10 protein-coding genes are annotated in these 13,100 nt (G+C 67.5%); 7 read left to right on the top strand and 3 right to left on the bottom strand.

Annotation, left to right across the window (positions count from 1 at the left end; translation table 11 throughout):
* Positions 1-99 precede the first annotated feature (99 nt).
* The 5 genes from GV161_RS08570 (at position 100) to GV161_RS08550 (ending at position 6,452) form a co-directional block, all read left to right on the top strand.
* A complete protein-coding gene (locus tag GV161_RS08570) occupies positions 100-984 on the top strand; it encodes an AraC family transcriptional regulator (RefSeq protein WP_152015110.1) in 885 nt (294 codons plus the stop codon).
* Positions 985-1,138: 154 nt separating this feature from the next.
* On the top strand, positions 1,139-3,316 hold the full coding sequence (locus GV161_RS08565) for a TonB-dependent siderophore receptor (protein ID WP_152015111.1): 2,178 nt from the start codon (positions 1,139-1,141) through the stop codon (positions 3,314-3,316).
* Between the two features lie 11 nt (positions 3,317-3,327).
* Positions 3,328-4,185 carry an alpha/beta hydrolase-fold protein gene (locus tag GV161_RS08560; RefSeq protein ID WP_152015112.1) on the top strand — a complete coding sequence of 286 codons (858 nt, stop codon included), beginning with the start codon at positions 3,328-3,330 and terminating at the stop codon, positions 4,183-4,185.
* On the top strand, positions 4,182-5,321 hold the full coding sequence (locus tag GV161_RS08555; RefSeq protein ID WP_152015113.1) for an ABC transporter substrate-binding protein: 1,140 nt from the start codon (positions 4,182-4,184) through the stop codon (positions 5,319-5,321). The genes GV161_RS08560 and GV161_RS08555 overlap by 4 nt, the downstream gene beginning before the upstream one ends.
* Before the next feature lie 27 nt (positions 5,322-5,348).
* The gene (locus GV161_RS08550; protein WP_152015114.1) at positions 5,349-6,452 is read left to right on the top strand and encodes a siderophore-interacting protein; all 1,104 of its coding nucleotides are present in this window, start codon (positions 5,349-5,351) and stop codon (positions 6,450-6,452) included.
* Here the strand turns inward: GV161_RS08550 and GV161_RS08545 are convergent.
* The 3 genes from GV161_RS08545 to GV161_RS08535 all read right to left on the bottom strand — a co-directional run bounded on the left by GV161_RS08545 (position 6,449) and on the right by GV161_RS08535 (position 9,919).
* Positions 6,449-7,708 (bottom strand): FAD-dependent oxidoreductase, encoded by a 1,260-nt coding sequence (locus GV161_RS08545; RefSeq protein WP_152015115.1) that lies wholly within the window; start codon positions 7,706-7,708, stop codon positions 6,449-6,451. The genes GV161_RS08550 and GV161_RS08545 overlap by 4 nt on opposite strands.
* A 103-nt stretch (positions 7,709-7,811) precedes the next feature.
* Positions 7,812-8,900, bottom strand: coding sequence for a hypothetical protein (locus tag GV161_RS08540; protein ID WP_152015116.1), 1,089 nt, complete (start codon positions 8,898-8,900; stop codon positions 7,812-7,814).
* A gap of 2 nt (positions 8,901-8,902) precedes the next feature.
* Positions 8,903-9,919 (bottom strand): histone deacetylase family protein, encoded by a 1,017-nt coding sequence (locus GV161_RS08535; protein ID WP_152015117.1) that lies wholly within the window; start codon positions 9,917-9,919, stop codon positions 8,903-8,905.
* A gap of 147 nt (positions 9,920-10,066) precedes the next feature.
* Between GV161_RS08535 and GV161_RS08530 the strand changes: the two genes are divergently transcribed.
* Together GV161_RS08530 and GV161_RS08525 are read left to right on the top strand one after the other, a co-directional pair.
* The gene (locus tag GV161_RS08530) at positions 10,067-11,389 is read left to right on the top strand and encodes an aspartate aminotransferase family protein (RefSeq protein ID WP_152015118.1); all 1,323 of its coding nucleotides are present in this window, start codon (positions 10,067-10,069) and stop codon (positions 11,387-11,389) included.
* A gap of 61 nt (positions 11,390-11,450) precedes the next feature.
* Complete coding sequence (locus tag GV161_RS08525; RefSeq protein ID WP_152015119.1) at positions 11,451-13,055, top strand: ABC transporter substrate-binding protein; 1,605 nt, start codon at positions 11,451-11,453, stop codon at positions 13,053-13,055.
* Positions 13,056-13,100: the final 45 nt, after the last annotated feature.

Below are 13,100 nucleotides of genomic sequence, written 5' to 3'. Positions count from 1 at the left end.
AAATGGTGCAGGCGATGAAATTCTCGGGAGAGTAGCTCGCTGAACCGCCCAGTTTAGAAGACCTGCAATCTGATGGCGAAGTCTTGAGGCGGGAGGCAATTGAACTATGCTGCGCCGGTGAACGCCATTCAGACCTTTTCCGATCCTGAATCCTTGGTGGGCTTGCCGCTGTTCTCGCGGCAGCTGTCGCTGTCGGCCGGGACATTTCCGATTCCCGAAGGCGAGCGCATCACCGGGCCGATGCGCCGGGGCCTCAAGATCGCGGTCATGCTCGATGGGCGGCAATCTCTGGAAATCGACGACCAGCCGGCCGTCATGGTCCGCGGGCCGGCGCTGCTGGTCACCGCCAATGTCGGCGACCACGTCCAGCAGCGCACCGGTCTCAGCGGCGGCATGGTCCGCTGCGTGCTGATGCAGTTCGACCTCGATTTCGTCGAACGGGAATTCGCCGCGCCGATGCAGCAATTGTTCACGCTGGCGGGGGCAGGGGATGCCGGCATCTGGGTGCGCCCGGCCGATGCCGAGCTCTGCGCGCTCGCCCTCCAGATCGCGGAGTCGCCGGTGGCGGCGCCGCTGCGGCGGCTCTACCTCGCCGGCAAGGCGCTGGAGCTGACGGCGATGGCGCTCGACCGGATCGTCGGCCAGCCCCCCTTGCGGCCGGCGCGACTGCCCGCCCGGACGCGCGAGCAGGTTCATGCGGCCCGGGACATGCTCGTCGTCGCGATGCAGGAGCCACCGAGCCTGGCCGAGCTTGCCCGTGCGACGGGTCTCAATCCGACCAAGCTGACCGCTGCCTTCCGCGCCGAGTTTGGTGACAGTGTCTTCGGCTATCTGCAGGAGCAGCGGCTGCAGCAGGCCCATGCGCTGATCGCTCAAGGTGAGGCGAGCATCGCGGAAGCTGCCTTCCGTGTCGGTTATACACCGGCGCATTTCTCCAGCCTGTTCCGCAAGCGCTTCGGCATGCCGCCGAGCGCGCTGCGTTGAGGGACGCCTCGCGTTTCAGAGCTGGAAAGCCTCGAAACTGCAGCGAAAGAAATACTGCCGCGATCGAAAGCCGACAGCGTTGCCGGCCAAGCATGCTTCCTGAAAGAACCCTGCCAATGGGTCGCCAGGATGGCGAAGGGGCAAGAGTATCGGCATGACCAGGGTTTTCATCACGGGCAACCGCGCTGCCTTGGCGACCGGCGTCGCCTTCGGCGCGCTCATCGCAGCCTGGCCGAGCGCCGTGCTCGCGCAGAGCAGTGAAGCGGTCAACCTGGACACGATCGAGGTTCAGGGCGAGCGCGCCGGTGGGCCGGTCAATGGCTATGTCGCCCGCAGGAGCGCGTCTGCGACCAAGACCGACACGCCACTGATCGAGACGCCGCAATCGGTCACCGTCGTCACCCGCGACCAGATGGACGACCAGGGCGCGCAGAGCGTCAGCCAGGCGCTGCGCTATTCGGCGAGCGTGCTCGGCGAGACCCGCTTGTCGATGGGGCGCTATGACAGCGTCTTCATCCGCGGCTTCGGCGGCGCCGGCACCGGCGCCGGCTTCGTCAACAATCTCGACGGCCTGCGCCTGCTGCGCGGCTACAATTTCCTCGTGCCGAGCGTCGATCCCTGGGGTCTCGAGCGCGTCGAGGTGATCCGCGGCCCGGCCTCGGTCGTCTTCGGCCAGGTCAAGCCCGGCGGCCTGATCAACATGATCAGCAAGCGGCCGCGGGACGAAGCGCATGGCGAGGTCCAGGTCCAGTTCGGCAGCTTCGAGCGCAAGCAGCTCGCCTTCGACATCGGCGGACCGGTGACAGCCGACAAGACCGTGCTCTACCGCATCGTCGGGCTCGGTCGCGCCGCCGACACGCAGGTCGACTTCACCAAGGAAGAGCGCCTCTATATCGCTCCCTCGCTGACCTTCCGGCCGAATGCGGCGACCAGCCTGACGCTGCTGACCTCGTTCCAGCGCGACCCGGAAACCGGCTTCTATGGTTTCATGCCCTCGGTCGGCACCGTGCTGCCGAACCGCAACGGCCGCATCCGCAGCAATGTCTTCCCGGGGGAGCCGAACTATGAGGGCTATAGCCGCAACCACCTGACCGCCGGCTATGCCTTCGAGCACCGCTTCAACGACGTCTTCAGCGTCCGCCAGAACGTCCGCTACAGCGATCTCGACTCGCGCTTCCGGACGGTGGCGGCAGCCTCGCTGGGAGCCGACCAGCGCACTGTCATGCGCCGCGTCACCGCTTCGAACGAGAAGGCCAAGACCTTCGGTATCGACAACCAGCTCCAGGCCGATTTCCGCACCGGCCCGCTGACCCACAAGGTACTCTTCGGTGTCGACGGCTACTGGTCGGACGCCACGGCCTTCACCGGCGCCGGCGGCACGGTACAGACGCTCGACTTGTTCAGGCCGGTTTATGGTCGCACCCCATTCGCGGTGCCGGCCGTCCCCGGAACGAAGTACGAGTCGCAGCAATACGGCATCTACCTGCAGGACGAGATCAAGATCGACCGGTTGTCGGTCGTGCTCGGCGGCCGTTTCGATCGCGCCATGTCGCGCGCCCGCAACCTCACCAATGCCGCCCTGACCAAGCAGGACGACAACGCCAATACCGGCCGCGTCGCGGTCATGTACAATTTCGACAATGGCTTTGCGCCTTATGCGAGCTACTCGACATCGTTCGACCCGCAGACAGGGGCGACCTTTGCCGGAGCGGCGTTCAAGCCGACCGAGGGCGAGCAATACGAGGCCGGCTTCAAGTACCAGCCGCCCGGTTCCAGCGCCTTCCTGCAGGCGGCTGTCTATCAGCTGACTCAGACCAACGTCCCGACAACCGACACCAACAATCCCGGCTTCCAGGTCCAGACCGGCGAAGTCAGGGCGCGCGGCGTCGAGGTCGAGGCCAGGGCGACCGTCTTCGACAATCTCGATCTCGTTGCGGCGTATACCTATACCGATGCCGAGGTGACCAAGAGCACCGGCATCGATCTCGGCAAGCGGCCGACGGTTGTGCCGCGCCACATGGCTTCGCTCTGGGCGCATTACACCTTCAAGACCGGCCTGTTCTCAGGGCTCGGCCTTGGGGCCGGCGTGCGCTATGTCGGCAAGGGCGCCGGCGACCCCGGCAACACCTTCTTCACCGACGACTACGCGCTTGTCGATGCCGCGATCAGCTATGACCTCGGTGCCGCCAATGCCGCGATGAAGGGCTGGAAGGTGCAGGTCAACGCCCAGAACCTGTTCGACAAGGAATATGTCTCCGGCTGCTATGGCGCTGTGCAGTGCTCCTTCGGTCTACGCCGCACCGTGCTGGCGACCCTGTCCTATCGCTGGTGAGGACAGGCGAGATGCTGCGCCCGGAGCCGGTTGCATTTGCGGGGCATGGCCTCCCGGCTTCCCGGCCGGTCGTGCTGCCGCAGACGCACAGCCTTGGCTTCATCGCGCCTGGAGGAGCCGAGTACCGGCTCCTGGTGGCGGTCCCGTCCGGGTCGGCGCCGGCTGCGGGCTTTCCGGTCCTGATTGTCGTCGATGGCGATGCGCTGTTCCCGACGGCGCTGTCCGCGGCGCGGTTGCAGGGCGGTCGCCCCGAGGTGACCGGCGTCGGTCCGGCTGTGATCCTCGGCATAGGCTATCCTGGCGCGGCGCCCTTCGATGCCGAGCGGCGCCGGCGTGACCTCCTACGGACGGATGGCGGCGCCGACCGCTTTCTCGACCTGATCGAAGGCGCAATCCTGGCGCAGGTCGAACGACTCGTGCCGATCGACCGGGCGCGGCTGTCGCTGGCCGGCCATTCCTTCGGTGGGCTCTTCGCCCTCTACGCGCTGTTCGCGCGGCCCGGCCTGTTTCGCAGCCATGTCGCCGGCAGCCCGTCGATCTGGTGGGAGGAGCGCGCCATCCTCAAGACGCGCGAACGCTTCCTGAACTCGCCTGCAGCGGCACCGCTGCCGCGCCTGCTGATCACCGTCGGCGGCGACGAGCAGAACGGCGACGAGCAGCGTGATCCGCAGCGGGCGGCGCGCCTGCGCATGGCGCGGATGCTCGACAACGCCGCCGAGATGGCACAGGCGCTGACAGCGTCCGGGCGGGTTGCTTGCGAGCATGTCGTCTTCGCGGGCGAGAACCACATTTCGGTCCTTCCGGCCATGCTGTCGCGCGCGGTCGCTTTCACGCTCGGCGAAGGCATCGCTCAGAAAGATCTGCCATGACCGCCTTGCCGCTACAGTCCCTGATGCGGTTGCTGCTCGCTGCCGCCGCCTTGCTTTGCGTGCTGGCGCTGCCGGTCGGTGCCGAGCCCATCACTGTGACCGACCTGCTCGGGCGCAACGTGACCTTGCCGGCTCCGGCGAAGCGGATCGTGCTGGCGCAGGGGCGCCAGCTCAATGCACTCGGTCTCCTCCATCCCGATCCGATCAGCCTGCTGGCCGGCTGGGGCGCCGACCATCGCCGCCAGAACCCCGACGCCTATGCGCGCTATCACGCCAAATTCCCGGCGATCGAGAGCGTGCCGACCGTCGGCGATGGCGGGATGCAGGACGGCTTCTCCTTCGAGAAGGCGGTGTCGCTCTCGCCCGACCTCGTCATCCTCAGCAGCTCGCTTGCCGGCACGCGGCGCGGGCCGGGCGATCTCGTCGAGCGCTTCGAGGCCGCCGGCATCAAGGTTGCCGTCGTCGACTTCTACCTGCAGCCGATGCGCGACACGCTGCCGAGCCTGCGCATCCTCGGCAAGCTGATCGGCCGGGAGGAGCAGGCGGAAGCCTATATCCGCTTCTACGAGGAGCGCCGGCGCCTGATCGAGGATCGGCTGCGCGGGGCGGAGCGCCCCTCGGTGTTCATGCATGCCCATGCGGGTGGCTTCGATTGCTGCCAGACGCCGGGCAAGGGCACCTTCGACGATTTCATCACTGCCGCAGGCGGGCGCAACATCGCCGCTGCGATCCTGCCCGGTGCGACCGGGCAGATCAGCCTGGAGCAGCTCCTTGCCGCTGATCCTGCGATCTATGTCGCGACCGGCGGAACGCATCTGGCAAAGCTGAATGGCCTCGTCCTCGGACTCGGCGTCTCCCGCGAGACCGCGGCGCCGAGCTTTGCCGCGCTGCTGGGCAAGCCCGGCATCGCCGCGCTGGCGGCGGTGCGCAATCGCCGGGCCTATGGGCTCTGGCACCTGTTCAACGACACCCCGCTCCATATCGTCGCGATCGAGCGTCTGGCGACCTGGTTCCACCCCGAGCGCTTCGCCGATGTCGACCCACTGGCGACGCTGGACGAGATCTCCCGCCGCTTCTCGGCGATCCCGCTCGACGGCGCGCTCTGGATCGACGGCGCCGGCCCGGCCAAGCCCTGAAGTCAGGGCAGCGACAGGATACCTCCCATGACCATGCTTCGTGCGCAAACGCGTATCGCCTTGCCTGATCCCACTGCGGTGCTACGGCCCCTCTGCGAGCACCTGCTCGAGCATGCGGCTGAAGTAAGCGAGGCCGGCGGCGTGACGGTGATCAGCTTCGGCGCGAGCCGGGCGGAGCTGACGGCCGAGCCGGGCGCCCTGTCCGTCGTGATCGAGGCCGCCGATCTCGCGGCGCTGCAAGGCAACAAGTTCGCCATTGCGAGCCATGTCGTCGAGTTCGCGCCGACCGACCCCGCGCCCACAATCCTCTGGCGCGGTGACGGCACGGAGCCGATGCTGCCACCGGATTTCCGCGTGCTGAGCGTGACGGCTATCGAGCAATTGACGCCGCATATGCGCCGCATCCGCTTCCGCGGCGAGGATCTTGCCCGTTACGACTCGCTGGAGGCGCTGCATGTGCGCCTGTTCATCCCGCCGGCGGGCCTCGCCGAGCCGGTCTGGCCGATGATCGGCGTGGACGGGCTGTTGCAGGCGCCGCCCGAGGGGCAGCGGCCGGCGATCCGCAAATACACGATCCGCGAGATCGACGCCGCCGCCGGCACGCTCGCCATCGATTTCGTGCTGCATGACGATGCCGGTCCGGGCTCGGCCTTCGCCGCGCGCGTGCAGGTCGGTGACCGCGTCGGCATGGCCGGGCCGGGCGGGCGCGGGCTGAAGCAGGCGCAGCGCTACCTCTTCCTCGCCGACGAGACCGGCCTGCCGGCGCTCGCCCGCATGCTGGAGCATCTGCCAGCGGGCGCTTCGGGGCTCGCACTGGTCGAGATCGCCGACGCGGCCGAGCGTCAGTCTCTCGCGGTGCCGGAGGGAATCAACCTGCGCTGGCTCCAGCGCGACGGCGCGACGCCGGGCTCGACGAGCCTGCTGACGGACGCGCTGGCGACGCTGGAATGGCCGGCGGGCGAGGGCAGCCTCTATCTCTGGGCCGCCTGCGAGCATGCCGCCTTCCGCCAGATCCGCGCCGCGGCACGCCAATATCTGCGGCCGGAGATCGATGCGCATCTCGTCGTCAGCTACTGGCGCGCCGGCGCCTCGGAGGAACAGCACGCGGCGGAGAAGCGCAAGGCGGCCTAAGCGAAGCGGGCGGCCGCGAAGGGGGCGGGATCGCAGAACGGCATCTGCCCGGTCATCATCTCGGCCAAAAGCCGCCCGGTCGCGGGGCCGAGCGTGAAGCCGTGATGGGCATGGCCGAAGGCGAGCCAGAGGTCGCTATGCCGGGGCGCCGGCCCGATGATCGGCAGCATGTCCGGCAGGCAGGGCCGCGCGCCGCGCCAGGGCTCGGCATCGAGGCGCTCGCCGAGCGGCATGATCCGGCGGGCGACGCGCTCGGCCTGGTCGAGTTGCCAGGAATCGGAGGGTGCGTCGCGTGCCGCGAGCTCGATGCCGGTGGTCAGGCGGATGCCGCGCGTCATCGGGGTCAGTACGAAGCCGGCCTCGACATCGCAGAGCGGATGCCGCGGGGCAGCACCGTCCGTGGCTGCGTAATGCATGTGATAGCCGCGCTTGAAGCCGAGCGGAAAGCGATAGCCGAGCCGTTCGTAGAGATCGTTCGACCAGGGGCCCAGCGCGACGACGGCTTCGGGAGCGCGCCAATCCTCGCCGCCGGCCGATAGGCGCCAGCCCGTGCCGCCCTGCTGCAGGCCGGTTGCGTCGGCGCGTCGTAGTTCGCCGCCACGCGCGGTGAAAAGGGTGGCATAGGCGCGTGTCACCGCCCCGGGATCGCTGACGGTCTCAGGATCGCGCCAATGCACGGCGCCGGCGACGATGCCCGGTAGCAGGCCCGGCTCGCGCGCCCGCAGCGCGGCCTCGTCGAGGACATCATAGGTGAGACGGTAGGCCGCAAGCTCCCCTGCCGCATTGACTGCCTCTTGCAGGCCGCGGCGGCTGCGATAGAGCTCCATCCAGCCCTCGCCGCGCATCAGCGCCTCGGTGCCGGCGGCCTTGGTCCAGTGGCGATGCTCGTCGAGGCAGCGCTCGATCAGCGGCAGGATGGCCTGCCCTAGGCTGTCGAGCCGGCCGGGCGCCGAATTCCACCAATAGCGTGCCAGCCAGGGCGCCATCCGCAGCAGCGTCGCAGGTCGGTAGCGCACCGCGATCGAGCGATTCGAGGCGAAGGCGGCGAGCGTCGCGAGGCCACGCGGGAAGGCATAGGGAATGACCGAGGCGCGTTCGATCAGCCCGGCATTGCCATGGCTGGTCTCGGCCCCGGGCTCGCCACGGTCGACCAGCAGGACGGTGCGGCCGCGCTCCTGCAGATGCACGGCGATGCTGACGCCGACGATGCCGGCCCCGAGCACGATCACATCCGCCTGTCGTCCTGCCGTCGTCATCGCCCGGCCGCGCCCGTCTCCAGAGGCCCGAAACGAGCACGCCGGCACCGAGCCTCAATTCGGCGTGGTTTGCAAGACGATGACCGTCCTGGCGTTGCCCTGCTCAGGCCAGGTGCTTCAGGATTAATGCAGCCTGGTTCGCGGCCGTCGCGGGATGGGCGGATTCGATGGTCGCGCCGGTCAGGGTGCGCAGGGCTTCCACCGTCTCGGGCGTGAAGACGATGGTGCCGTCCGGCTCGATGCGCGCGATGCCGTCCCAGGGCAGCGAGGCCTCATTGGTAGCGATCGCCTGCGCCTCGCTCCAATGGGCGGGCAGGTCGAGCCGGATCCGGCCGGCCTCGACGGCGACTGGATAGCCGCCGACCAGGCCGAGCACGCCCGGCAGATGCGTGCGCACCGGCGACGCGCTGAGCAAAGCGCGCATCCCGTCGATCGCCGCCGAGGCGGTGATGCGGTTGAAATGCAGGTCGTAGGGGAAGGGGAACGGCTCGCGCAGCGCCGCGTGGCCCATCTCGGTATGATCCTGCCCGCCGACGGTCACGTCTAGGAGATAGGGCGGCAATTCGGCTGATGGTTGGGGTTGGAACACGCCGTATTCGAAGGCGTGCTGCGCGACGAGCCGGACCTCTACTTGCTTCGGGGATACACGGAGTTGGCGGCCGACCGAGACCTGGATCTTGGCGATCGGCTCGCGGACATTGCCGATGCCGCAATCGGGGCCGGGGCCCGTGCGCGCCAGGCTGGGATTGATCACATCAGGGAAGGAGGCGGCAATCCAGCGCGCGGCGAGGCCGGCATCGGCCATCCGTGCCCGGAAGATCGCCATCGGCGCGAGCTGGAGGCTGACATAGCCGCCGAACGGCACCTTTTCCGCGGGGGTTCCCGCTGAGCTGTCGAGGCCGCCGACCTTCCACCAGGGCAGCAGCGTCGGCGCGCAGAAGACGATGTCGGGGGCGAGGGCGCGCAAGGTCGCGGCACAAGAGGGTTCGTTGAAGTCGAGACCGATCGCCTCGAAGCGCGGGAAGAAACCGTCGATCCCGCAGCCGATCAGGGCATTGTTGATCCGAGCGCGGGCCTTCTCGACCGAGCGGCTCGCCACCACGATCCGGTCGAACAGGCCGCTGCGGCCGGCCGCTTCGAGCACATGGGTGCCGAGCTCGCCGAGCGAGACGATGAGAAGCGTGGCAGGCATGATCATCCCAGAATGTCGAGGATATCGGCGACAGTCTCGCCAAGCTCGGCCGAGGCGTAGCCGCCTTCCTGCACGATCGCGGTCGGCAGCTCCAAGCCGGCGATCAGCGCGGCCATTTGCCGGAAGCCGGCGTCGCTGACGGCGTGGCGTCCGTGAGGGTCGTGGATGGAGGCGTCGACGCCAAGCGAAAGCACCAGCGCCTGTGGCGCGAAGCGGCGGATGCCGGCGAGTGCGGTCGCCAGCGCATCAAGGAAGGGCCCGTCGCCCGAGCCGACGGGGAAGGGCACGTTCAGTGTCGCTCCCAGGCCTTCGCCCTCGCCGGCCTGGTCGGCATAGCCCCAGTAGAACGGGTAATACTGGTCGGGATCGCCATGGATCGAGGCGAAATAGACGTCGCCGCGGCCATAGAAGATCTCCTGCGTGCCGTTGCCGTGATGGACGTCGACATCGAGAATGGCGACGCGATCGAAGCTCCTACGCAGCTCTTGGGCGGCGATGGCGGCGTTGTTGAGATAGCAGAAGCCCATGGCACGATCGCTGCCGGCATGATGGCCGGGCGGGCGACAGAGCGCGTAGACGGAACGGGCGCCCTCGGCGACGAGCTGGGCGGCGGTCGTAGCGCCCTGTGCCGCAGCGCAGGCGGCCTGCCAGGTGCCGTCGGTGATCTCGCAGGCCATGTCGCCGGTGTACCAGCCGAGCTGGCCGACCGGGCCGGACGGGCGGCGCGCATCCGGGCCGCGCGGGTGGACGTTCGGCATGACGGCGGCCTCGGGGCCGGCGAAGGCGGACCAGCCGGAGCGCGCGCCCTGCAGGAACGAGACGAAGTCGGCGTCGTGTACGGCGAGGATTGGAGCGAGGCCGATCTCGCGCGGCTCGATCAATGAATGACTGTGCCGCACCAACGCATCGCGGATGAAAGTCGCCCGCTCGGCGGTCTCCGGGCTGGGCACAATCTCTCCGGAGCGGACGAAGCGCGTCTCGCGATGCGCCAGTTGCGTAGCCGACCAAACGACTTGCATCCGTTCTCTCTTTTTCTCCGGCGAAGCGCCTTGACAACGCAAATCGGCTTGTTTCCTATAGTGAACAAGTGAGCATAATAGAGAACATTGGTCAAGGCGCGCCGCCCACTGAAGGCGCACCGGCCGCAAGGCGAGGAAACGCTAGAAATGCTGCGGAATACGGCTTCGGGCCAGCTCTTCGAGCGGGCGATGAAGGTGCTTGTCGAGGGGGTCAGCTCGGCCTCGCGCGGGCCGACCAATTATGCGCCCTACCCGCCGTATATGCGCGGCGGTTCGGGCGCCCGCCTCCGCGATGTCGACGGCAATGAATACATCGACTGGATGATGTCCTTCGGCGCTTTGCCGCTCGGCCATGCTCATCCGGCGATCGTCGAGGCGGTGCAGCGCGAGGTCGTGCATGGCACCCATTTCGCCACGGCGCTCGAGGTCGAGGTCGAGGTCGCCGAGATGCTGGTCGACCTGCTGCCGCATGCCCAGAAGATCCGCTTCGCCAACACCGGCACCGAGGCCTGCATGGCGGCCTTCCGCCTGGCCCGCGGCCTGACCGGACGCTCGAAGATCCTGAAGTTCGAGGGCCATTACCATGGTTGGTACGACGCGGTGCTGCTCAACAGCAATCCGCAGCTGCCCACCTCGTTGGGGCATCCCAACGATCCGATCCGCATCCCCGACAGCTCGGGGCTGACGGCCGGCTCCTGGGCCGACACGCTGGTCGTGCCGTGGAACGACGAGGCGGCGCTGACCCGGGTGATGGAAGCCCATGGCCGCGACGTCGCCTGCATCGTCACCGAGGGCGTCATGACCAATATGGGCGTGATCCCGCCGAAGGAGGGCTATCTCCAGTTCATCCAGTCGATCTGCAAGGCATATGGCGCGCTGTTCTATCTCGACGAGACGGTGACCGGTTTCCGGCTCGGCGCCGGCGGCTGCGCCGAGCGCTACGGGCTCTCGCCGGATATCGTGACCTATGGCAAGGCGCTCGGCCAGGGTTTTCCGATCGCGGCGATCTGCGGCCCAGACCACATCATGGCCGGGCTCGAATGGGGCAAGATCCTGCATTACGGCAGCCATAACGCGCCGCGGCTCGGGCTCTACGCCACCAAGACGATGCTGGAGATCATGACCGCCGACAAGGCGGCCGGCTTCAAGCAATTGCAGGCCTGCGGCACGGCGATGGCGAGCGCGCTGCGCGAGGTCATCGGCGCCCAGAAGCGCCATCGCGCCATCGTCCAGAATGTTGGTTCGGTCTTCCAGATCTACTTCACCGACCGTGACGAGATCACCGACTACCGCGAGTTCTGCACGCATGTCGACCGGGCGAAGTTCAAGGCCTTCGCCAACGCCCTGATGCAGGAGGGCGTCTACATGTCGCCGGCCAACACGCTGCACAGCCTGAGCTCGCTCGCCCATGGCGAGGCCGAGGTCAAGGCGACCGCCGAGGCGGTGGCGCGCACACTTGCGACGCTCTGAGACGGAGCGGGCGATCAACGCCCGCCCAACTGCGCCAAACAATCAACAAGGGGAGGATGTCATGACTGATATCAGCAAGCGCGAGCTGCTCAAGGCCGGCGCCGCCGGCCTTGCGGCGGGGGAATTGTTCTTCGGGCTGAGCCCGCTGGCGACCGGCTCGATCACGGCGTTGGCGCAGACGCCCAAGCGCGGCGGCGTCGTGCGGGCGGTCGTCCATCCCGAGCCGTCGAGCCTGATGCTCGGCCTCGTCCAGAACACGCCGACGCAGATGGTCGCCGGCAGCATCTATGAGAGCCTGCTGAAATACGGCCACGACCTGAAGCCGATCCCGTCTTTGGCCGAGCGCTGGGAGATTTCCGAAGACGGCAAGGCCTATACCTTCCATCTCAAGCGCAACGTCACCTGGCATGACGGCAAGCCCTTCACCGCCGACGACGTCGTCTTCTCGACCGACGTCTTCCTGCGCGAGCTGCATCCGCGTTGGCGGCCGGTCGCGACCACCCATGTCGAGCGTATCGAGAAGCTCGACGACTTCACGGTGCGCTACCAGCTGAAGAACCCGTTCGGCCCGTTCATCCTGATGTTCGAACTGAGCACGACGCCGATCGTGCCCAAGCACCTCTATGCCGGCACCGACTACAAGACCAACCCGAACAACAACACGCCAATCGGCACCGGCCCGTTCAAGCTGGCGGAGTGGACGCGCGGCTCGCACATCAAGCTCACGCGCAACCCGGACTACCATGTCCAGGGCCTGCCCCATCTCGACGAGATCTACTGGCAGATCATCCCGGACGCCGCGGCCCGCGTCGTCGCCTACGAGACCGGCGCGGTCGACATCCTGACCGGCGGCACCGTCGAGAATTTCGACGTCGCCAAGCTCGCGAAGATGAAGAACACCACAGTCACCGGCAAGGGCTGGGAGATGATCGCGCCCCTGTCCTGGCTCTGGTTCAACCATCGCCAGGGCCTGATGGCGAAGAAGTCGTTCCGTCAGGCGGTGATGTACGGGATGGACCGGGAGTTCGCCAAGGACGTAATCTGGAACGGGCTGGCGCGCCTCGCCACCGGCCCGGTCAGCTCGAAGACCCGCTTCTACAGCGACAAGGTCGCGGCCTACGGTTTCGATCCGGCCAAGGCCAAGGCATTGCTGAAGGAGTCCGGCTATAAGGGCGAGCCGATCCGCCTGCTGGCGCTGCCCTATGGCGAGGCCTGGACGCGCTGGGCCGAGGCGGTGAAGCAGAACCTCACCGATATCGGCATGAATATCCAGCTGGTGACGACCGATGTCGCCGGCTACGGCCAGCGCCTCTCGGACTGGGATTTCGACCTCGCCTTCACCTGGCTGTCGCAGTTCGGCGATCCCGCCCTCGGCGTCGCGCGAACTTACGTCTCCAGCAACATCGCCAAGGGCTCGCCCTGGAACAATGTCGCCGGTTATTCCAATCCGGAGGTCGACCGGCTGTTCGCGGAAGCCGCTGCTGCCAATGGCGATGTCGCCCGGCAGGAGCTCTACACCAAGGTCCAGCAGATCCTGGTCGACGACCTGCCGGTCGCCTGGATGCTCGAGCTCGAGTTCCCGACGATCTATCGCAGCAATTTCAACAACCTGATCAAGACCGCGACCGGCATGAACGACGCCTTCCAGGACGCCTGGAAGGCCTGACATTGGACCGGCCGTCGGCGGGAAGGGGCATTCCCTTACCGCCGC

Source organism: Bosea sp. 29B (assembly GCF_902506165.1).
Taxonomy (GTDB): domain Bacteria; phylum Pseudomonadota; class Alphaproteobacteria; order Rhizobiales; family Beijerinckiaceae; genus Allobosea.
Note: the sequence above shows the minus strand (reverse complement) of the source record. Positions and strands in the feature narration are given on the sequence as shown.